The organism is Pseudomonas sp. PGPPP4 (assembly GCF_002256045.1).
Classification (GTDB): Bacteria; Pseudomonadota; Gammaproteobacteria; order Pseudomonadales; family Pseudomonadaceae; genus Chryseomonas; species Chryseomonas oryzihabitans.
Genome location: NZ_NKID01000004.1, coordinates 96,137 through 117,117 on the forward strand (window position 1 = coordinate 96,137; position 20,981 = coordinate 117,117).

19 protein-coding genes are annotated in these 20,981 nt (G+C 67.6%); 6 read left to right on the forward strand and 13 right to left on the reverse strand.

Annotated elements, in window-relative coordinates:
• Positions 1–13: 13 nt before the first annotated feature.
• Complete coding sequence (locus CFE50_RS08695) at positions 14–622, forward strand: FMN-dependent NADH-azoreductase (protein WP_286732769.1); 609 nt, start codon at positions 14–16, stop codon at positions 620–622.
• Between the two features lie 131 nt (positions 623–753).
• Here CFE50_RS08695 and hutC read toward each other — a convergent pair whose 3' ends face one another.
• The 7 genes from hutC to CFE50_RS08730 form a co-directional block, all read right to left on the reverse strand.
• Positions 754–1,467 carry a histidine utilization transcriptional repressor HutC gene (gene hutC / locus CFE50_RS08700; protein ID WP_286732771.1) on the reverse strand — a complete coding sequence of 238 codons (714 nt, stop codon included), beginning with the start codon at positions 1,465–1,467 and terminating at the stop codon, positions 754–756.
• Between the two features lie 76 nt (positions 1,468–1,543).
• Positions 1,544–3,076: a histidine ammonia-lyase gene (gene hutH / locus CFE50_RS08705; RefSeq protein WP_241810300.1), complete on the reverse strand. Its 1,533-nt coding sequence runs from the start codon at positions 3,074–3,076 to the stop codon at positions 1,544–1,546.
• Positions 3,077–3,079: 3 nt separating this feature from the next.
• Complete coding sequence (hutU, locus tag CFE50_RS08710) at positions 3,080–4,750, reverse strand: urocanate hydratase (protein WP_286732773.1); 1,671 nt, start codon at positions 4,748–4,750, stop codon at positions 3,080–3,082.
• A 33-nt stretch (positions 4,751–4,783) separates the two neighbouring features.
• Complete coding sequence (gene hutG, locus CFE50_RS08715; RefSeq protein ID WP_286732774.1) at positions 4,784–5,728, reverse strand: formimidoylglutamase; 945 nt, start codon at positions 5,726–5,728, stop codon at positions 4,784–4,786.
• Entirely contained in the window at positions 5,718–6,932 is a 1,215-nt protein-coding gene (gene hutI, locus CFE50_RS08720; protein ID WP_286732775.1) for an imidazolonepropionase, read from the reverse strand. The genes hutG and hutI overlap by 11 nt, the downstream gene beginning before the upstream one ends.
• A 690-nt stretch (positions 6,933–7,622) precedes the next feature.
• Positions 7,623–8,504 carry a transglutaminase family protein gene (locus CFE50_RS08725; RefSeq protein WP_286732778.1) on the reverse strand — a complete coding sequence of 294 codons (882 nt, stop codon included), beginning with the start codon at positions 8,502–8,504 and terminating at the stop codon, positions 7,623–7,625.
• A complete protein-coding gene (locus CFE50_RS08730; RefSeq protein ID WP_286732780.1) occupies positions 8,504–10,984 on the reverse strand; it encodes a circularly permuted type 2 ATP-grasp protein in 2,481 nt (826 codons plus the stop codon). Before CFE50_RS08730 ends, CFE50_RS08725 begins: the two co-directional genes overlap by 1 nt.
• 312 nt (positions 10,985–11,296) lie before the next feature.
• Between CFE50_RS08730 and CFE50_RS08735 the strand changes: the two genes are divergently transcribed.
• Positions 11,297–12,496, forward strand: a complete 1,200-nt coding sequence (locus CFE50_RS08735) for a zinc-binding metallopeptidase family protein (RefSeq protein ID WP_286732782.1) — start codon at positions 11,297–11,299, stop codon at positions 12,494–12,496.
• Positions 12,497–12,508: 12 nt separating this feature from the next.
• Here CFE50_RS08735 and CFE50_RS08740 read toward each other — a convergent pair whose 3' ends face one another.
• Together CFE50_RS08740 and erdR are read right to left on the reverse strand one after the other, a co-directional pair.
• On the reverse strand, positions 12,509–12,874 hold the full coding sequence (locus tag CFE50_RS08740; RefSeq protein WP_286733338.1) for a diacylglycerol kinase: 366 nt from the start codon (positions 12,872–12,874) through the stop codon (positions 12,509–12,511).
• Between the two features lie 113 nt (positions 12,875–12,987).
• On the reverse strand, positions 12,988–13,638 hold the full coding sequence (gene erdR / locus CFE50_RS08745) for a response regulator transcription factor ErdR (RefSeq protein ID WP_007159375.1): 651 nt from the start codon (positions 13,636–13,638) through the stop codon (positions 12,988–12,990).
• 172 nt (positions 13,639–13,810) lie between these two features.
• Between erdR and CFE50_RS08750 the strand changes: the two genes are divergently transcribed.
• Complete coding sequence (locus tag CFE50_RS08750) at positions 13,811–14,707, forward strand: DMT family transporter (protein WP_286732787.1); 897 nt, start codon at positions 13,811–13,813, stop codon at positions 14,705–14,707.
• Here the strand turns inward: CFE50_RS08750 and CFE50_RS08755 are convergent.
• On the reverse strand, positions 14,700–15,437 hold the full coding sequence (locus tag CFE50_RS08755; RefSeq protein ID WP_007159377.1) for a tRNA-uridine aminocarboxypropyltransferase: 738 nt from the start codon (positions 15,435–15,437) through the stop codon (positions 14,700–14,702). The genes CFE50_RS08750 and CFE50_RS08755 overlap by 8 nt on opposite strands.
• 141 nt (positions 15,438–15,578) lie before the next feature.
• Here CFE50_RS08755 and CFE50_RS08760 point away from each other — a divergent pair, with 141 nt between their 5' ends.
• Positions 15,579–15,986, forward strand: a complete 408-nt coding sequence (locus CFE50_RS08760; RefSeq protein ID WP_027597050.1) for a quorum-sensing-regulated virulence factor family protein — start codon at positions 15,579–15,581, stop codon at positions 15,984–15,986.
• Between the two features lie 14 nt (positions 15,987–16,000).
• Positions 16,001–17,080: an LOG family protein gene (locus CFE50_RS08765; RefSeq protein ID WP_241808725.1), complete on the forward strand. Its 1,080-nt coding sequence runs from the start codon at positions 16,001–16,003 to the stop codon at positions 17,078–17,080.
• A gap of 496 nt (positions 17,081–17,576) precedes the next feature.
• Here the strand turns inward: CFE50_RS08765 and recX are convergent, their stop codons facing one another.
• The 3 genes from recX to CFE50_RS08780 all read right to left on the reverse strand — a co-directional run bounded on the left by recX (position 17,577) and on the right by CFE50_RS08780 (position 19,725).
• Complete coding sequence (gene recX, locus CFE50_RS08770) at positions 17,577–18,029, reverse strand: recombination regulator RecX (RefSeq protein ID WP_007159380.1); 453 nt, start codon at positions 18,027–18,029, stop codon at positions 17,577–17,579.
• A 65-nt stretch (positions 18,030–18,094) separates the two neighbouring features.
• Positions 18,095–19,138 carry a recombinase RecA gene (gene recA / locus CFE50_RS08775; protein WP_007159381.1) on the reverse strand — a complete coding sequence of 348 codons (1,044 nt, stop codon included), beginning with the start codon at positions 19,136–19,138 and terminating at the stop codon, positions 18,095–18,097.
• An 86-nt stretch (positions 19,139–19,224) separates the two neighbouring features.
• A complete protein-coding gene (locus CFE50_RS08780) occupies positions 19,225–19,725 on the reverse strand; it encodes a CinA family protein (RefSeq protein ID WP_286732796.1) in 501 nt (166 codons plus the stop codon).
• Positions 19,726–19,888: 163 nt separating this feature from the next.
• On the opposite strand from CFE50_RS08780, the gene CFE50_RS08785 reads away from it, so the two are divergent.
• Positions 19,889–20,926 carry a substrate-binding domain-containing protein gene (locus tag CFE50_RS08785; protein ID WP_286732798.1) on the forward strand — a complete coding sequence of 346 codons (1,038 nt, stop codon included), beginning with the start codon at positions 19,889–19,891 and terminating at the stop codon, positions 20,924–20,926.
• Positions 20,927–20,981 lie beyond the last annotated feature (55 nt).

The window sequence follows — 20,981 nt, forward strand, 5'->3', positions numbered from 1 at the left end:
TCGAGGATCTGCCATGCCCCATCTGTTGCACGTGATAGGTTCGCCCCGCCAGGATCGCTCCGCTTCGCTGGAAGTCGCCACTGCCTTCATCCAGGCCTGGCAGGGCAAACACCCCGATGCCGAGGTCGATACCCTCGACGTCTGGCAGTGCGACCTGCCGGAATTCGACGGTCCCATCCTCGACGCCAAGTACGCCGGCATCCAGGGCGAGTCCCTCAGCAGCGAGCAGGAGCATGCCTGGAAGGTGGCCAAGGCACTGGCACAGCGCTTCAAGGCCGCCGATGTACTGGTATTCGGCGTGCCCTGCTGGAATTTCGGCATCCCCTACAAGCTCAAGCAGCTGTTCGACGTGGTCAGCCAGAAGGACCTGCTGTTCACCTTCGACGACCGCGGCCTCAACGGCCTGCTCGGCGGTCGCCAGGCGCTGGTGATCGCGGCCCGCGGTGCGGCCCTGGATCGCCAGGAGCACCAGGAGTCCTATCTGCGCACCTGGTGCGAGATGGTCGGCATCGATCGGATGCACACCGTGGTGGTGGAAAAGACCTTGTTCGGACCGGAAGTCGACCAGGCGTCGCGCGACCAGGCCAAACAGGACGCCGTGGCCCTGGTGAGCAGGCTCTGATCGCTGACTGCAGGGGCCACCCTCACCCCAACCCTCTCCCCAAGGGAGAGGGGGCAGATCGGCGCGGGCGGACGGGCGCGTAGGTTGGGTTGAGCACCGCGAAGCCCTACCCCCTCCCCGCGCCAGGTCCCTCAGCGATGCCGCGTCGTCGAGCTCAGCTTGTACCTGTCGCCCGGATGCAGCAGCCGCACATAGCTGACCAGGTGCTCGTTCGACCAGGTGCGGCGGATCATCGACAGGCAGGCCGCGCCCTCGGCGATGTCCAGCCAGCGTGCGGTCTGGGCGGTGGCCAGCACCGCCTCGACGATATGCTCCACATCGCTGATCGGACAGCTGGCCACCAGCACCTCGTTGGGCGTCTGGCGGCTGAAGTCGCTTTCCAAGTAGTGCGGCACCCAGCGCGGATTGACGTAGCGATCCTCCAGCTGGATGGGCAGGCCGTTCTCGCGGTGCACCAGGATGCTGTGAAACACCTGGCTGCCGATCCGCAGGCCCAGGCGCAGGGCCACCTCGTCGTCGGCGGCGATGGCCTCGCTGCGCAGCACCTCGTTGGAATAGACATGCCCGCGGGCGCGCACCTCGGCGGCGATGTTCATCACCTCGTGCAGCGAGGACTCGGCCTTGCGCTCGATGACGAAGGTCCCGAGGCCGGCCTGGCGCGTCAGGTAGCCCTGCTGCACCAGGCGGGTGATGGCCTTGTTGGCGGTCATGCGGCTGACGGCGAAATCCCGCGCCAGCTGCTCCTCGGTGGGGATCTGGTGATGCACCGGGTAGGCACCACCCTGGATGCGTTCGAGCAGGAAGTCCTCGATCACCTTGTAGCGTGGGGGTGTCGTGCTGCTCACGCGAGCTCCGAGCCGGAAAATGGAAAGCCGATGATAACGCGCGGTCCGGCGCTCTGGCTGCCGGACCGCGTCATCCTCAGAGACTGGGCAGCAGCCGCGGCGTGACCAGCCCGTTCAGGCAGCCGCTGGCCAGCAGCGCGCTGGCCGCCTCGATGTCGGGGGCGAAGAAGCGGTCTTCCTGGTAGTAGGGCACCCGCTCGCGCAAGAGGCTGCGCGCCTTTTCCAGGCGTTCCGAACTCCTCAGGCCATGCCGGAAATCCAGGCCCTGGCAGGCGCCCAGCCACTCGATGGCGAGGATGCCGCGCACGTTCTCGGCCATGACCCACAGCCGCTTGCCGGCATTGGGCGCCATGGACACGTGATCTTCCTGGTTGGCCGAGGTGGGCAGGCTGTCGACGCTGGCCGGATGCGCCAGGGCCTTGTTGTCGCTGGCCAGGGCCGCGGCGGTGACTTGGGCGATCATGAAGCCGGAATTGACCCCGCCGTTCTCCACCAGGAAGGGCGGCAGCTGGGACATGTGCCGATCCATCATCAGCGAGATGCGCCGCTCCGACAGGGCGCCGATCTCGGCCAGCGCCAGGGCCAGGTTGTCGGCGGCCATGGCCACCGGCTCGGCGTGGAAGTTGCCGCCGGAGATGACGTCGCCCTCTTCCGCGAACACCAGCGGGTTGTCGGACACGGCGTTGGCTTCTACCTCCAGCACCTCGGCGGCCTGGCGCAACTGGGTCAGGCAGGCGCCCATCACCTGGGGCTGGCAGCGCAGCGAATAGGGATCCTGGACCTTGTCACAATTGGCGTGGGAGCGGGACACCTCGCTGCTGTCAGTGAGCAGCTCGCGATAGGCCGCGGCCACGTCGATCTGGCCACGCTGGCCCCGCGCGGCATGGATACGCGCATCGAAGGGCGCCCGGGAACCGAGCATGGCCTCGACGCTCAGGCCGCCGCAGACCGTGGCCGCGGCGAACAGATCTTCACCCTCGAACAGCCCGCGCAAGGCATAGGCGGTGGACACCTGGGTGCCATTGAGCAGTGCCAGGCCTTCCTTGGCGGCCAGGGTAATGGGTTCGAGGCCGGCTACCGCCAGCGCCTCGCGCGCCGGCAGCCACTGGCCCTGGTAGCGCGCCTTGCTCTCGCCAATCAGCACCAGCGACATGTGCGCCAGCGGCGCCAGGTCACCCGACGCTCCCACCGAGCCCTTGAGCGGAATGTGCGGATAGACCTCGGCATTGATCAGGGCGATCAGCGCCTCGATGACCTGGCGGCGAATGGCGGAGAAGCCGCGGGCCAGGCTGTTGACCTTGAGCAGCATGATCAGCCGCACCAGGTCGTCGTCCAGCGCCTCGCCCACACCGGCGGCATGGGACAGCACCAGGGAGCGCTGCAGCTTTTCCAGATCCGCCGGCGCGATCCGCGTCGAGGCCAGCAGGCCGAAGCCGGTGTTGATGCCATAGGCGGTCCGGCCTTCGGCCAGGATGCTTTCCACGCAGGCCACGCTGGCGTCGATGGCGGCATAAGCGGCGGGATCGAGCTCCATGCGTAGCGGCTGCAGATAGGCCTGGCGCAGCTGGGCCAGATTGAGGGTGCCGGGTTTCAGGATAAGGGTGTTCATCGATCAGACTCCTTTGCCGATCATGGGCAGATTCAGACCCTGCTCGCGGGCGCAGTCGATGGCGATGTCATAGCCGGCGTCGGCGTGGCGCATCACCCCGGTGGCCGGGTCGTTGTGCAGTACCCGGGCGATGCGGGCGGCGGCGGCGTCGGTGCCGTCGCAGACGATGACCATCCCGGAATGCTGGGAAAAGCCCATCCCTACCCCACCGCCGTGGTGCAGCGAGACCCAGGTGGCACCGCTGGCGGTGTTGAGCAGGGCGTTCAGCAGTGGCCAGTCGGAGACGGCATCGGAGCCGTCCTGCATGGCCTCGGTCTCGCGGTTGGGGCTCGATACCGAGCCGCTGTCCAGGTGGTCACGCCCGATGACGATGGGCGCCTTGAGCTCGCCGCTGCGCACCATCTCGTTGAAGGCCAGACCCAGCTTGGCGCGCAAGCCCAGGCCGACCCAGCAGATGCGCGCCGGCAAGCCCTGGAAGGCGATGCGCTCGCGGGCCATGTCCAGCCAGCGGTGCAGGTGGGCGTCATCGGGGATCAGTTCCTTGACCTTGGCGTCGGTGCGATGGATGTCCTCGGCGTCGCCCGACAGCGCGGCCCAGCGGAACGGACCGATGCCGCGGCAGAACAGCGGGCGGATATAGGCCGGCACGAAACCCGGGAAGGCGAAGGCATCGGCGACGCCGGCTTCCTGGGCCATCTGACGGATGTTGTTGCCATAGTCGAAGGTCGGGACGCCCATCTTCTGGAAGTCGAGCATGGCCTGGACGTGCACGGCCATCGACTGCTTGGCCGCGGCGACCACGGCAGCCGGATCGGTCTGGGCGCGATCACGATACTGCTCCCAGCTCCAACCGGCCGGCAGGTAGCCGTTGAGCGGATCGTGGGCGCTGGTCTGGTCGGTGACCATATCCGGGCGCACGCCGCGGCGGACCAGTTCGGGCAGGATTTCGGCGGCATTGCCCAGCAGGGCGACGGAAACCGCGGCGCCGGCGGCGGTGTGCCGGGCGATGCGCGCCAGGGCATCGTTCAGGTCGCTGGCCTGTTCGTCCACATAGCGGGTCTTGAGGCGGAAATCGATACGGCTCTGCTGGCACTCGATGTTCAGCGAACAGGCGCCGGCCAGGGTCGCGGCCAAGGGCTGGGCGCCGCCCATGCCGCCGAGGCCGGCGGTCAGCACCCAGCGGCCACGCAGGTCGCCCTGATAGTGCTGGCGCCCGGCCTCGACGAAGGTCTCGTAGGTGCCCTGGACGATGCCCTGGCTGCCGATGTAGATCCAGCTGCCGGCGGTCATCTGGCCGTACATGGCCAGGCCCTTGGCATCCAGTTCGTTGAAGTGCTCCCAGCTGGCCCAGTGCGGTACCAGGTTGGAGTTGGCGATCAGCACCCGCGGGGCATCGGCGTGGGTCTTGAACACCCCGACCGGCTTGCCCGATTGCACCAGCAGGGTTTCGTCGTCACCCAGCGCCTTGAGGCTCTCGACGATCTTGTCGTAGCACTCCCAGTTGCGCGCCGCGCGGCCGATGCCGCCGTAGACCACCAGCTCCTGGGGGTTTTCCGCGACCTCGGGATCGAGATTGTTCATCAGCATGCGCAGCGGCGCCTCGGTCAGCCAGCTCCTGGCATTGAGCTGAGTGCCGCGGGGGGCGCGAATCTCACCTTCACGAAAACGGGTCATGGGATCTTCCTCTCTTGTTGTTCGCGGCAGGCCTTAAAGGTCCAGTGCCAGGGTATGGATCAGCCGCGCCGCGACCCGGGCCGTGCGGCCGTCCTGGTCGAGTGCGGGATTGAGTTCGGCCACGTCGGCCAGGCGCAACTTGCCGCTGGCCTTGAGCCGACGGATCAGCGGCTCTAGCAGTGCGAGGCTGACGCCATGAGCGGCGGGGGCGCTGACCCCGGGCGCCTCGCCCGCCGGCAGCACATCCAGGTCGAAGGTCAGATAGAGGGCATCGCAGCCGGCGGCGAAGGCGTCCAGCTCGGCGCCGATGCGCTCAAGACTGCCCTCGCGAATCTCGTGGTCTTCACGGATCAGCACGTCCAGCTCGGCGGCACGCCTGAGCAGGGTGCGGGTATTGGCCGCCAGGCTCAGGCCCAGGCAGGCATAGCGGAAGGTCCAGCCGTGATGGGCGCAGTGAGCGGCGATCTGGGCGAAGGGCGTACCGGAGGTGGGGCCCCGCGTCGGATCGCGCAGATCCAGGTGGGCATCGAAATTGACGATGCCGATGCGTGGCTTGGGAAGCGTCTTGGCCAGGTGCAGCGCCAGGCCCGACCAACTGGCCCAGGCGACCTCGTGGCCGCCGCCCAGCACCACCGGCAGATGACCGCCGTCCAGCAGACCGCACACGGCCCCGGCCAGGCGCGTCTGAGCGCCTTCCAGATCACCATCGGCGCAGCGGACATCACCGGCGTCATAGGCTGGGCCCTGACGCTGCCAGGCCACGTTGGCCAGGGCCCGCCGCAGCGCGACGGGACCCTCGGCAGCGCCCACGCGACCCTGATTGCGCCTTACCCCCTCGTCGCAGGCGAAACCCAGCAGCGCCATACCCGGCGTGCTGTCCGCGGTCAGCGGCTGGATGCACTGGTGCCAGCGCAAGGCGTCGGCTTCTGGATCGGTACGGCCAGTCCAGAGCTCCAGGGTCTGGCGATCAGCGAACATGCTGCACCTCCCCACCAAAGACGCGCTGCCGCAGGCGGCCCGGGCGCACCTCATAGGCCAGCTCCGCCGGCTGACCGACGTCCCACAGGCAGAGATCCGCCGGGGCGCCCACCTGGATACGGCCAAGTTCCGGACGCCCCAGGGCCTGGGCCGCATGGGCGGTAATGCCGGCCAGGGCTTCGCGGGGGGTCAGGCGAAACAGGGTGCAGCCCAGGTGCGCGATCAGGGTCGGCAGATAGAGCGGCGAGGTGCCGGGATTGGCATCACTGGCCAGGGCCATGGGCACCCCGTACCGACGGAGCAATTCCACCGGCGGATGCTGGGTTTCGCCCAGCATCAGGAAGGCACCGGGCAAGAGCACGGCGACGGTACCGGCGGCGACCAGGGCGCGCACGCCGGCTCCGTCGAGGTATTCCACGTGATCCGTGGACAGGGCGCCCAACCGGGCGGCCAAGACGCTGCCACCCAGATTGGACAACTGCTCGGCATGGGCCTTGATCGGCAGACCGTGCTCGCGCGCCGCCAGGAATACCCGCTCACACTGGGCCGGCGAAAAGGCGATGCCTTCGCAGAAGACATCGACCGCATCGACCAGGCCCTCGGCCACCGCGGCCGGGATCATCTCCCGACAGACCAGGTCGACGTAGCCGTCGGCATCGCCTTGGAATTCCGGCGGTACGGCATGGGCACCTAGCAGGGTAGTAATCACCCGTACCGGCAGCGCCTCGCCCAGCTGGCGGGCGACCCGCAATAGCTTGAGTTCGTCGGCCACCGTCAAGCCATAGCCGGACTTGATCTCCACGGTGGTGACACCCTCGTCGGCCAAGGCCTGCAGGCGCGGCAGGCTCAGGGCGAAGAGGTCCGCCTCGCTGGCTGCCCGGGTGGCCCTTACGGTGCCGAGGATGCCGCCACCGGCGCGGGCGATTTCCGCGTAGCTGGCGCCCTCCAACCGCTGCTCGAATTCTCCGGCACGCTGACCGGCATGGACCAGATGGGTATGGCAATCCACCAGGCCGGGTGTCAGCACCCCACCCTCCCCGGTTAGTTCGGCGCCCTGGGCCAGCTCGGAACAAAACTCGGACTCCGGCCAGACACCGGCAATCTTGCCGTTTTCAACCCAGACCGCCATGGGCTTGGGCAGGGTCTGCAGGCCATCGAACAGGGTGACGTGACGCCAGAGCAGCGATTGGGTAGCGGCGGACATGATGACCTCTCCGGTTAATGTATATACATTTAATGCAGAGCCGATCGCCCGTCAAGCACGCGAAGCTTCTCTTTGCCTACGGGGCCAGCAGAATGCTGATAGCGAGGCAATGGAAGCCCGGCACCGGGGAAAGGCGACATTCGATTTGTATAGACAATAAGGGTTGAGGGAGAACTCTTGCCACGTAGTTCCGGTGGAAAAGGCTGCGCCGTTTTCCACGCTACGGCGCTGCAGGCAGGCGTTTCGTAGATAGCGCTAAACGCCTACTCGGACCACCCCCTCTCCCCGCGGGAGAGGGCTGGGGTGAGGGCGCCCCTCGCCACGCAGTCCCGGTGGAAAAGGCTGTGCCGTTTTCCACGCTACGGGGCTGCAGCAGGCATTTCGTAGATAGCGCTGAACGCCTGCTCGGACACCCCCTCTCCCCGCAGGAGAGGGCTGGGGTGAGAGCGACCCTCGCCACGCAGTCCTGGTGGAAAAGGCTGCGCCGTTTTCCACGCTACGGCGCTGCAGGCAGGCGTTTCGTAGATAGCGCTGAACGCCTGCTCGGACCACCCCCTCTCCTTGCGGGAGAGGGCTGGGGTGAGGGCGCCCCTCGCCACGTAGGCCCGGTGGAAAAGGCTGCGCCGTTTTCCACGCTACGGCGCTGTAGCCAGGCGTTTCATAGCGGGAATGCTTGCCAAGCCAAGCACGCTATAGCGGCGTCACCGTCACCTCGACCACCGGATCGTGGTCGCCGCCGCCGAGGATCACTCCGCGCAGCGGCGAGACGTCGGTGAAGTCGCGGCCCCAGGCCAGGGTGATGTGCTCCAGATCCGGCAGGACATCGTTGGTGGGATCGAAGTCGACCCAGCCCAGCAGCGGGCAATGCACGCTGACCCAGGCGTGGGAGGCGTCGGCACCGATCAGCCGGGGTTTACCAGGCGGCGGCCGGGTCAGCAGATAGCCGCTGACATAGCGCGCCACCAGCCCCAGGGCGCGCAGGCAGGCCAGCATCAGGTGGGCGAAGTCCTGGCAGACGCCATGGCGGTGCTCCAGCACCTCGCGCAGCGGCGTCGCCACCTGGGTGGCGGTGGCGTCGAAGCGGAATTCGCGGTGGATCTTTTCCATCAGCGCCCGGCAGCCCAGCAGCAGGGGGCGGCCCGGCGGGAAGCAGTCCTCGGCGAAGCGGGCGAAGATGGCGTCCAGGGGCACCGCCGGGGATTCGAAGCGGAAGTGATGGACGTCCAGCGGCACCCGGGCGGCGGGATAGCGCAGGCCATCGCGCACCCCTTCCCAGGCGGGCGAATCCGCCAGCCCGAGACCGGCGCGGGAGTCCACTTCCACCTCCAGCTCGGTGCCGACATAGAGTTCGTCGTGGGGCCGCTCGAAGGACAGCCGGGTCAGCGGATTGCCAAAGGCGTCCCAGGCGTCCTGGCGCTGGGTCGGCTGCGGCAGGATCACCAGTTGCCGGGACAGGCAGCGCTGCCAGGCGCAGTCGCGCGGCAACAGGTGCAGCAGCTGCTGCGACAGCGACACCGGCGCCTCGTAGCGATAGTGGGTGTCGTGCTGGATGCGGTAGCGGACCTGGTTCATCACATGGATACCGTGCGCTGGCTGACGGCGTCGACATGGGCGAAGCAGCGATAGATGACCCGTTCGGACAGCTGGCTGCTGGCCTCGGCGATCTGTCGCAGCAGGCGCGCCAGCCCCTGCTGCACCTCGACCCGGCCGGCGTCGCCGAACAGGGTGTTCTCCAGGGTGCCAAGGTCGAAGCGACGCAGGCGGTCGTAGGTATCGTGCAATGCCGGATCGCGGGGCAGGCCGTAATAGCGTTCCAGGTGCTCCACGGCGTTGATCAGGGCATGCAGCTGGAAGCGGATCGAATAGGGGTTGTGCTCGTGCAGCATCAGCAGGTCCAGCACCGGGATCAGCTGGGGCGCCGCCTGGTAGCGCGAACGATAGGTGATGATGCTGTTGCCCAGTTCCAGCAGCCATTCCAGGCCGGCCGCATCCCAGGTGGCGCCGCCTTCGAGGAAGTGCGCCAGGCTGCCGGCGAGAAATTGCACCCGTTCGATGCGCCGGCCGATCATCAGAAAGCGCCAGCTCTCGTCGTGGGTCATGTCGTCGAAGGTGAAGCCGGCCACCGCCGCCAGCGCCATCACCAGGCGGTTGAGGCTCTGCAGCGCCTCGCCCGGCTCGCTGCCGACCTGGCCCAGGCCATGGGCCTCGCGCTCCACCTCGCGGATGGCGCGCCAGTTCTCCGGTGACAGCCGGCCGCGGACCTGGGCCGCGGCCCAGTGCAGCCGTTGCAGATTGGCGCCCAGGCCGCTGGGAAAGTCACCCGGCCCCAGGGCGGCGTGCAGTTGGTCCGCCAGTCGGCCGCCGGCCGGCAGCAATTCCAGGGCCGTGGCCAGATCGATGGCCGACTGCACCGCCGGCCCGCCGTCGTCGGCGTCCAGGTAGCGACTCAGGACGATGCGCAGCAGGCGCGCGGCATCCTCGCAGCGCTCGCTGTAGCGACCGTACCAGAACAGATTCTCGGCGGTGCGCGAGGGCAGGAAGGGATCCTTGCGCACCAGGTCGCGCACCCCCAGCACCCGTGCCCCGGGCACCTCGGCGGCGCCGCGACTGCCGCCCAGCACCCAGGTGTCCTTGCTCGACCCGCCGCGCTGCATGGACACCACCGCGGCGCCTTCATGAGCGACCCGGGTCAGCCCCCCGGGCATCACCCAATAGCCGTCTTCGCTGGCCACCGCATAGACGCGCATGCCGATGGCCCGCGACTGCAGACTGCTGCCCTGCCAGACCGGCGCCTGGGACAGCTGGATGCGTTCCTGGGCCACATAGGCATGGGGCGTGGCCAGGATGCGCGCGCGCAGTTCGGCCAGCCCCGCGGCATCCAGCGCCTTGCCGAACACCGGCTCGAAGCCCTGGGCCGGATAGGCCGGCTTGATCACCAGCTCCGCCAGCCGCGCCAGGGCCGCTTCGCGCACCGGCGTCTCGCCGCACCACCAGGTGGCGACGGAAGGCAGCGCCAAGGTCTCGCCCAGCAGGGCCTGGCAGACCCCGGGCAGGAAACCCAGCAGACCGGGCGACTCCAGCAGCCCGCTGCCCAGGGCATTGGCCATGATGACGTTACCCTGGCGCACCGCTTCCAGCAGACCGGGTACGCCCAGCGCCGAATCGGTGCGCAATTCCAGCGGATCGCAGAAGTCGTCGTCCAGGCGGCGGAACACCGCGTGGACGCGCCTCAGCCCGCTCAGGGTCTTGAGATAGAGGCAGGCGTCGCGCACCGTGAGGTCCTGGCCTTCCACCAGCGGAAAGCCCAGTTGCCGCGCCTGGTAGAGGTGCTCGAAGTAGGTCTCGTTGTAGCGCCCCGGCGTCAGCAGTACCGCCAGCGGCGCTTCCTCGCCGGTGTCCAGGCCGGTGCTCAGGGTGCGTTGCAGCGCCTGGAAGTAGCCGTTGAGCGGCTGGACCTGCAGATCGCGGTGCAACTCGGGAAAGGCCCGCGCGACGATGTGGCGGTTCTCCAGGGCATAGCCGGCGCCGGACGGCGCCTGGGTGCGATCGGCCAGCACCCACCAGCGACCGTCGGGCGCCCGCGCCAGGTCCACCGCATAGACGTGCAGCCAGGTATCGCCCGGCGGACGCAACCCCTGGCAGGCCCAGAGAAAGTTGTTGTGCCCGAACACCAGCTCCGGCGGCAGCAGCCGCTCGTGGAGCAGGCGCTGCTCGCCATAGAGATCGCCCAGCACCCGATTCAGCAGGCGCGCCCGCTGCGCCACGCCGGCGGCCAGGGGCGCCCACTCCTCCGCCGAGATCAGCTGGGGCAAGAGGTCCAGCGCCCAGGGCCGGTCGCTGCCCTTGGGATCGGCGTAGACGTTGTAGGTCACGCCGTTTTCCTGGATCTGCCGCGCGATCAGGGCCTGGCGCTGGTCGAGCTGGGCGGGTCGCAGTCCGGCCAGGTGCCCGTAGAAGCGCCGCCAGGACGGCCGCACGCCGCCCCGCGGACTCCAGAGTTCGTGGTAGCTGCCGGTCATGTCGCTGGCATTGCGGGAAGCGTTCGGGGGCATGGTCAAGGGACGGCTGACAGGGTACGGAAGCGGATTCGGACGGCGCGCAGCGGCGGGGGCGCCGGAGCGCCCGCGCCCGTCTCGATGGTCACTAGGGTAGTGGTGTGGCTCGGGATGCGCCACTGCAAACGCGGGCCACCGCGGCCAGCGAAGCGTCAGCGGGTGCCGGGACCGATCCTAGAGCCCTCGCCGGTCGTCCCAGGCGACGAACAACCTGGAACTCCAGGGTCTGGCCGCTCTACTAATTCGCTAGCAAGACGCCAGCGCTCCGCCGGCGTCCGACGCGGCCGCTCTCGCCAGGTATCAGCCCCCATGCGCAATTTTCTCGGAAGCTACAGTTCCAATCGTCAGCAACGCAACGCCCTGCGCGCCCTGCCCGTCCAGCGCAAGGTCGCCAACTGCACCTGCGGCCAGGCCATCTTCTTTCCCAACAGCGAATGCCTGGCCTGTGGCAACGCCCTGGGCTACGCCCCCGACCAGGGCACGCCGACGGCGCTGCTGCCGGGCGAAGGCGGTCTCTGGCAATTGCCCGAGGCCAGTAGCGGCCTCTATCGCCGCTGCGCCAACCTGGACACGCCCGCCGCCTGCAACTGGCTGGTGCCGGCCGATTCCGGCAACGAATTCTGCGTGGCCTGCCAGCTCAATCACACCATTCCGGATCTGTCCTTCGAGGGCAACGGCGAGCGCTGGCGCAAGCTGGAGCTGGCCAAGCGGCAACTGGTCGCCCAGCTGCTGGGCCTGGGGCTACAGGTGATCCCCCAGACCGTGGATGCCGAGCACGGACTCGCCTTCGACTTTCTCGCCCCCGACGCCACCGGCACCCCCACCACTGGGCACGCCAACGGCCTCATCACCCTGAACATCCTCGAAGCGGACGATGCCCACCGGGAAAAGGTCCGCGCCGACATGCACGAGCCCTATCGCACCCTGCTCGGCCATTTCCGCCATGAGGTCGGTCACTACTACTTCGATCGGCTGGTCGCCAGGACCGACTGGGAAGAGCCCTTCCGCGCCCTCTTCGGCGACGAGCGCGCCGACTATGGCGAAGCCCTGCAGCGCCACTATGAACAGGGCGCACCGGCCGGCTGGGAGAGCCAGTACGTCAGCGCCTACGCCACCATGCACCCCTGGGAGGACTGGGCGGAGACCTGGGCGCACTACCTGCACATGATGGACACCCTGGCCACTGCCGCCAGCCTGGGCATGAACGCCGGCAGCCTGCAGCTGGACTTCCAGCCTTTCACCCGCGAGGCGCTGTACGAGGCGGAAGACCGCAGCGACGACGAATTCCTCGGCTTCGCCAATGCCTGGATCGAACTGGCGGCGATGCTCAACGAGCTGTCCCGCAGCATGGGCCAGCCGGATTTCTACCCCTTCGCCCTGCCCGCTCCGGTGATCGCCAAGCTGCACTTCATCCACAAGGTCATCCACTCGGCCCAGCCCAGTCTGCTGGAACGGGGCCTGGCCACGGACGACACGGCAGCCGGCGCCGCCCTGGGCGCGACCCTGTGATCCTCGTCCTGCTCAGCCGAGCAGGACGATACTCCAGACCACGGCAATGATGATCATGGCCACGAACTGCGCGGCACTGCCAAGATCCTTGGCGTTCTTCGACAGTTCGTGCCAGTCCAGGGAAATGCGATCCACCACCGCCTCGATGGCGGCGTTGAACAGTTCGACCACCAGCGACAGCAGGCAGACCGCCACCAGCAGCGCCCGCTCGCCGCGACTCACGTCCAGCCAGAAGGCCAGGGGTACCAGCACCACGTTGAGCAGCACCAGCGAACGAAAGGCCGCTTCCTGGCGAAAGGCCGTGCGCAGGCCGGCCAGGGAATAGCCGGTGGCGTTGATGACCCGGCGCAGACCGGTCTTGCCTTTGTAGGGAGAGATCACGAAACAAGCTCCATCCAGCAGGGGCGAACCGCCGCCGCGCGTGGACGGCAGGTGCGGAAAAGGGAAAAGCGGGCAGTCACGCCCAGGCCGGGCGCCGCTGCCAGCGGACGTCAGCCGGACGTGCTCTCCAGCTGCTGCAGCAGCAGGGCCGCCTGGGTGCGGGTGCGCACGCCGAGTTTACGAAAGATGGCCGTGGCATGGGCCTTGACCGTGGCTTCGGAGACATTCAGCTCGAAGGCGATCTGCTTGTTGAGCAGCCCCTCGCAGAGCATGGTGAGCACCCGGAATTGCTGCGGCGTGAGACTGGCGAGGCCGGCACTGGCGGCCTTGGCCTCCTCGCTCAGGGCGGCGGCGCCTTCCACCTGCGGTGGCCACCAGGTATCGCCATCCAGCACCTGACTGACCGCCTGTTGCAGGGTGCTCAGATCGCTGGACTTGGGAATGAAGCCACTGGCGCCGAACTCCCGCGCGCGCTGCACCACGGCGGGTTCTTCCTGGGCCGAGATCATCACCACTGGCACCTGAGGATACTGGCCGCGCAGGAGGACCAGTCCGGAAAAGCCATAGGCGCCGGGCATGTTGAGATCGAGCAGGACCAGATCCCAGTCGGTGCGCTCGGCCAGGCAGGCCTGGAGTTCGGCGATGTCGGCCACCTCGGTGAGCCGCGCCTGGGCACCCAGCCCCAGGGTCAGGGCCTGCTGCAGCGCGCTGCGAAACAGCGGATGATCGTCGGCGATCAGGATCTGGTAGGCAGCCGCCATGGTGTAGCTTTCCTTGTTGTCGTGAGCGCCCCCATCGACCAGGAAGCTGGCGCACGGGCTGCACGCAAGCATGCCGAACGGCGCGGACGGGAGCAAGGCCGGGTGGCTCGCCGACGGTAGGCAAGGCCCTGCGGTTTGCGGCACAGTTGCCGTTTTGCCCAAGAGATGCCCCATGCCCAGCGCCGCCCTGCGTGCCGATCTGCTCATGCTGCTCACCGCCCTTATCTGGGGCAGCGCCTTCGTCGCCCAGACCGGCGGTATGGAGCACATCAGTCCCTTTCTCTACACCGGCCTGAGATTCGCCCTGGGCGCCCTCACCCTGGTCCCGCTGCTGCTGTTCCTGCGCCGCCGCGGCCGCCAGCAGCGCCTAACCCGCGACACCCTCAAGGGCGGCCTGCTGATGGGCCTGGTGCTGACCCTGGGCATCAATCTGCAGCAGGTGGGGCTGCTGTTCACCAGCGTGACCAACTCCGGCTTCATCACCGGTCTCTATGTCATCGTGGTGCCGCTGCTGGGGCTGCTGCTCGGCCAGCGCAGCCATCTGGGCACCTGGATCGGCGCCAGCCTGGCGGTGGTGGGCATGGGCCTGCTGAGCATCGGCGACAACTTCCAGGTGGCCTCGGGCGATCTGCTGCAACTGGCCGGGGCCCTGGCCTGGGGAGTCCATGTCCTGCTGGTGGGCCACTATTCCAGTCGCCACGACGCCACGGTGCTGTCGATTCTGCAATTCGGCGTCTGCGCCGTGCTCAGCCTCGCGCTGGCGCTGGCGTTCGAGCCGATCCAGTCGACGCGGATCGTCCTGGCCCTGCCCGAGCTTCTCTATGGCGGGGTGATCGCCGCCGGCATCGGCTACACCCTGCAGGTCTTCGCCCAGCGCGGTGCCATCGCCTCCCATGCGGCGGTGATCTTTTCCCTGGAGGCGGTGTTCGCCGCCTTCTTTGGTGCCTGGCTGCTGGGCGAGGCCCTCAGCGGTCGTGGCTACCTGGGTTGCGTCCTGATGTTCGCCGGCATGCTCGCCGCCCAGCTCTGGCCGCGCCAGGCGCCGGTCGAGGTCAAGCCGGTCAACTAGCGCGCAGGGTCTTCAGTTGCTGGCTGGCCGGGCTGTCCGCCGCCAGCGGCAGGTGATGCTTGGCATCCAGGTAGCGCTCGCTGAAGACATCCAGATAGGCCTCCAGCAGGCGTCCGGCCGGTGCCTCACCGGCCAGTTCCAGGCACAGGGCGGCGACCTCGGCGGTGCATAGGTGCTCGCCGCGGGTGGAGCGCCGCAACCGGTAGCGCGACAGCGCATTGGGCTGAAAGCTCAGCACCGGCAGGTGGTCCAGATAGGGACTCTTGCGAAACATCTTGCGCGCCTCGGTCCAGGTGGCATCCAGCAGCACGAACAGCGGGCGCTGACCGGGGGCCAGCGGCAGGCTCTCGACCACCCGCTCGGGCGCGGCGTATTCGCCGGGAAACACCAGCAGTGGTTGCCATTCCGGCTGCGCGAGCAATTCCGGCAGCGCCGGATCCACCGCCGTGCGACTCCAGCCGAAGGCGTGGGTGTCGGCCACCACGTCGGCGATCAGCCAGCCGGTGTTGCTCGGCTTGAGCGGCTCGACGTCGTGCATCAGCAGGCACATGCCGGCCTGGGTCTGGCGCAGGGGACGCAGGTCGCAGAGGCAGTGGCTGGGCGCCAGGCGGCAATTCGGGCAGCGCGCCATGCGCGAGCCACGAGCGATGAAGGGCTTGATGCTGCGCGCCAGGCGCTCCTGGCGCAAACGGGCCACGGCATGCAGAGGGGTGTCGCTGATCGGGGTCATGCCGGGCTCGCGGGCAAAAGCGCAGTTTACCAGAGCGATCGGGATGCCCGCGGCGGCCAGGCAGGTTACCCTGCGCAGACGCCTTGCGAACCCCCGCCCGCGACCACGGTCGAAACGGGCTCCTCTACGCTGGAGAACACGATGCCTCGTTTTGCTTTGCTCGCCCTGACCCTCGCCCTGCCCTTCACCGTCCAGGCGGCCGAGTCGCTCAAGGACCACGAGCTCAACCAGATGCTGCGCAAGGTGGCCACCGAAAGCAGCCAGGGCACGCCCCGCGCCATCAACGAGGACATCCTCGACCGCGGCTACACCGTGCAGGGCAAGCAGCTGATCAACAACCTCAGCGTCCGCCCGGCCCATGCCGCCCGCATGCGCGAGAATCCGGCCACGGTGCGGGTGCAGCTCGCCGAGAGCGTCTGCCAGAACAACGGCTATCGCCAGTTGCTGGCCCGCGGCGCCACCCTGGTCTATGACTTCACCGAATACCAGACCAACAAGCCGGTCATGGTCGAGCGCTTCCAGGCCGCCGACTGCGGCCTGGGCAAGTAAGCGGAGACCGCGGCATGACCGAGGACAGCGACGACAGCTACCTGGCCCGCCATGTGGAGCCCAGCGCCGCGGACCTCGGTCAGCGCATCGACGAATTGCTGGCGCACGCCCTGCCGGGCGGCAGCCCCAATCTCGGCCTCTACCGCGAGATGCTGGTGACGGTGGTGCGCATGGCGCAGACCAATCCGGCGCGCTGGGACGCCAAGATCATGCTGCAGACGCTCAAGGAGCTGGAGCAGGCCTTCCGCACCCTGGAGCGCTTTCGCCGGCGGCGCAAGGTCACGGTGTTCGGCTCGGCGCGGACCCGCATCGATCACGGCCTCTATACCCTCGCCCGCGAACTAGGCAGCGCCCTGGCCCGCCGCGACATGATGGTCATCACCGGCGGTGGCGCCGGCATCATGGGCGCCGCGCACGAGGGCGCGGGGCCCGAAGCCAGTCTCGGCTTCAACATCACCCTGCCCTTCGAACAGCGCGCCAATCCGACCATCGAAGGCACGGATCACCTGCTGTCCTTTCACTTCTTCTATGTGCGCAAGCTGTTCTTTTTGAAGGAGGCGGATGCCCTGGTGCTCTGCCCCGGCGGCTTCGGCACCCTGGACGAGACCTTCGAGGTGCTCACCCTGATCCAGACCGGCAAGAGCCCCCTGGTGCCGCTGGTCCTGCTGGACACCCCCGACGGCCATTTCTGGGACGACACCCTGGCCTATCTGCAGCGCAATCTGCTGGAAGAAGGCTACATCCTTCCCGCCGATCTCAAGCTGGTGCGCCTGGTGCGTTCGCCGGAAGCCGCCGCGGCCGAGATCGAGCACTTCTACGGCAACTACCACTCCACCCGCCGGCGTGACGGCCTGCTGCATATCCGTCTCAAGCACGCCGTGACCCCTGCCTGCCTGGAGCAGCTGGCCGCGGATTTCGCCGACCTCTGCCGCACCCCGGGCTTCACTCAGCTGGCCCCGGGCGAAGGCGAGGCCGACGAAGCGGAATTCGCCCACCTGACGCGCCTCACCTTCGACTTCCACGGCCGTCACTATGGCCGTCTGCGCGAACTGGTGGACGAACTCAATCGACCGGAGCATTGGGCAGCCAAGTAGCTTGGGTTGAGCGCAGCGAAGCCCAATGATCCGCGGCGCCTGACCTGATGTTGGGCTTCGACGATGGAGCCGTCTCAACCCAACCTACGAGCCTGCCATGGGTACCGTAGGTTGGGCTGAGCAAAGCGAAGCCCAACGATCTCCAACACCAGGGCCGATGTTGGGCTGCACTGTGCTCACCACGAACCTGCGCGACCGAGGTTGATTGCTACCCTCGCGGCCATGGCGGTCCGCCGATGCGGCCGCTCCTACAGACGCTGAGTTGAAGGTAGGAGCGGCCCATGGCCGCGATAGCGCTGAGCTCGATTCCTCTCCTGGCGAACGCACGGGAAATAGCGCCTTCTTTTCCATTCGGCATCAACGCGACGCGCGCCCTCACCCCAACCCTCTCCCTCAGGGAGAGGGGGCTAGCCGTTTTCCGCAATCAGTCGCTCACCGCGGGCGGGATGGACCTGCAGGCCGGCGCTGGGCGCAGCGAAGCCCGGCACCCCAGGCACTATCGCCGGCTCAGCACCCGGTTGATCCCGTCCATGGCATAACCCCGGTAGGCCAGGAAGCGACCCTGCTTGGCGCGCTCCTTGGCGTCGGCCGGCGGTGTACCGAACTTCCGGCGCCACACCTCTTCCAACTGCGCCTGCCAGTCCACGTCCGCTTCGCGCAGGGCCGTTTCCACCTGCTCTCTTTTCAGGCCACGCTGGCCCAGTTCTTCGCGGATCCGCATGGGCCCGTAACCGGAACGGGCACGGCTGGCGATATAGCTCTCCAGATAACGGCTTTCATCGAGCAGGCCATCCTCGGCCAGGCGATCCAGCACCGGGCCGAGCAGGCTTTCCTCGGCCCCGCGTCGCCGCAGCTTGCGCGACAGCTCTTCACGGCCATGCTCGCGACGGGCCAGGAGGTCCATGGCGGCGAAACGGATGGCAGCGGTGGTATCCAGTGGATTGCCCAAGGGTGATCCTCCTTATGCGAAAACCCCCGCACGGGGCGGGGGTCGTCTAGAGCACGGGCCGGCGATCAGAAATCGACGTCAGCGTCTTCTTCAGCGGCCACTTCGGCCTTCTGATTGGTCGGCTGGCTCAGCAGCTTCTCGCGGATCGCCTTGTCCACAGCACCCTTGATCTCGGGATTGTCTTCCAGGAACTTGGCGGCATTGCCCTTGCCCTGGCCGATCTTGCTGCCCTGGTAGCTGTACCAGGCGCCCGACTTCTCGATCAGACCCAGCTGCACGCCCAGATCGATGATCTCGCCGTTCAGGTAGATACCCTTGCCGTAGAGGATCTGGAACTCGGCCTGGCGGAACGGCGGTGCCACCTTGTTCTTGACCACCTTGACGCGGGTTTCGCTACCGATCACCTCGTCGCCTTCCTTCACCGCGCCGATGCGGCGGATGTCGAGACGGACCGAGGAGTAGAACTTCAGGGCGTTACCGCCGGTGGTGGTCTCGGGGTTGCCGAACATCACACCGATCTTCATGCGGATCTGGTTGATGAAGATGACCAGGCAGTTGGCGTTCTTGATGTTGCCGGTGATCTTGCGCAGCGCCTGGGACATCAGACGCGCCTGCAGACCCACGTGCATGTCACCCATCTCGCCTTCGATCTCGGCCTTGGGCACCAGGGCGGCCACAGAGTCGACGATGATGACGTCGACCGCGTTGGAGCGCACCAGCATGTCGGTGATTTCCAGCGCCTGTTCGCCGGTATCCGGCTGGGACACCAGCAGGTCGTCGACGTTGACGCCCAGCTTGCCGGCGTAGTCCGGGTCCAGCGCGTGTTCGGCGTCGACGAAGGCGCAGGTGGCACCCTGCTTCTGGGCCTGGGCGATGACCGACAGGGTCAGGGTGGTCTTGCCCGAGGACTCGGGACCGTAGATTTCGACGATCCGGCCCTTGGGCAGACCGCCGATGCCGAGGGCGATGTCGAGACCCAGGGAGCCGGTGGAAATCGCCGGAATGGCCTGGCGATCGTGATCGCCCATGCGCATCACGGTGCCCTTGCCGAATTGCTTTTCGATCTGTCCCAAGGCCGCGGCCAGGGCACGCTTTTTGTTGTCGTCCATTAGATTCCTCTCGGAGAAAGAAGGGCCAGACGGCCGTGGATACCTGTATAAGTGAACAGTATTAAACCATAGTCGCCCCCTGGTTGCTACACCTGAGGGGCTTTTTCCTCGGTCAGAAACGCCAATAAAACCTCCAGCGCGCGGACCTGGGTCTGCTGGCGAACGGCGGCGCGATCGCCGGCAAAGACCTGCCGTTCAGTGCGCAATTTCTCGCCGTCGCGCCAGGCCAGCCAGACGGTGCCGACCGGCTTGCCCGGCACCGCGCCACCCGGCCCGGCGATCCCGCTCACCGCCACGGCGAAGCGCGCCCTGGCGCGCTGTTGCGCACCCAGCGCCATGGCCGCCACCACCTCTTCGCTGACCGCCCCGACCTGTTCGAACAGCGCCTCGGGCACGTCCAGCTGCAGGGTCTTCTGGCGATTGGAATAGGTGACGAAGCCGGCCTCGAACCAGGCGGAGCTGCCGGCGATGCGGGTAATGGCTTCGGCGATACCGCCACCGGTGCAGGATTCGGCGGTGGTGACCTGGGCGCCGGCCGCCTGCAGGGCTTCACCCAGGCGTTGGGCCAGGCTGTCGAGGAGGTCCATCGAGAGCTTCCTGTGCAAAGAGACTTAGAAGGTGACCGCGGCAAGCGAGCGGCTGCGGCGACCACTGGTCGGCCTGCACCTTAGACCGGCTTGCCGCCGCGCGTGAGAAAAGATTTACTGAAACCGGTTTCAGGCACCTACAAAATCCTAACAGCGGTATGCCATGAACGATGTCTACCTTCCCGGTCCGCGCGCCACCCGTGCGACCATCGCCGAAGTGGCCGCCGCCGCCGGCGTGTCCAAGGCCAGCGTGTCCCGCTACATCAGCGGTGATCGCCGTCTCTTGTCCGACTCTCTCGCCGCGCGCATCGAGCAGGCCGTGGTCGCCCTCGATTTCCAGCCCAACCAGATGGCTCGTGGCCTCAAGCGCGGTCGCAGTCGCCTGATCGGCATGCTGGTGGCCGACCTGCTCAACCCCTACTCCACCGCGGTCATGCATGGCGTCGAAACCGCCTGCCGCCAGCAGGGCTATTCGCTGCTGATCTGCAACACCGACCAAGATGCCCGCCAGGAGCGCCAGCAACTGGCCGCGCTGCAGTCCTACAGCATCGAAGGCCTGATCGTGAACACCTTCGGCCAGCACGCCGCCGACCTGCGCCAGCTGGGCAGCCGCCTGCCGCTGGTGCTGCTGGATCGCGAACTGCCCGGCGTCGAGGCCGATCTGGTCGGCCTCGACAATCACCAGGCCATCGCCACCGGGGTCGCCCACCTGCAACGCCAGGGCTATCGCGACCTGCTGCTGGTCAGCGAACCCCTGGACGGCACCAGCTCCCGCCGCCAGCGCCTGACGGCCTTCGACACCGCACTGGCCGAACACCCCGACTGCCGTGGTACCCATTGCGCCCAGGCTGACGATGCCCTGGCGCTGCAAGCCGCCCTCGCCGCCTTCCTGGCCGCTCCCGGTCCCGGTCCCAAGGCGCTGCTCACCGCCAACGGCGTGGCGACCCTGGCCACCACCCTGGCGCTGCAGGCCCTGGGCGAGCCCCTGTTCGAGCGTCTCGGCCTGCTGGCCCTGGATGATCTGGATTGGTTTCCCCTGGTGGGCGGCGGTATCAGTGCCCTGGCCCAACCGACCCATGCCCTGGGCGTGGCTGCCTTCGAGCGCCTGCAGCGGCGTATCGACGGCGATCGCAGCGCCCCGGTGCAGCAGACCTTTGGCGCGGAGCTGCGTATCCGCCAGTCAACGCGCGCCAGGCGCTAGCGGCACCTTTCGTCTTTTTGCCCGTCTTTCTTTGAAACCGGTTTCAGGAGAACAA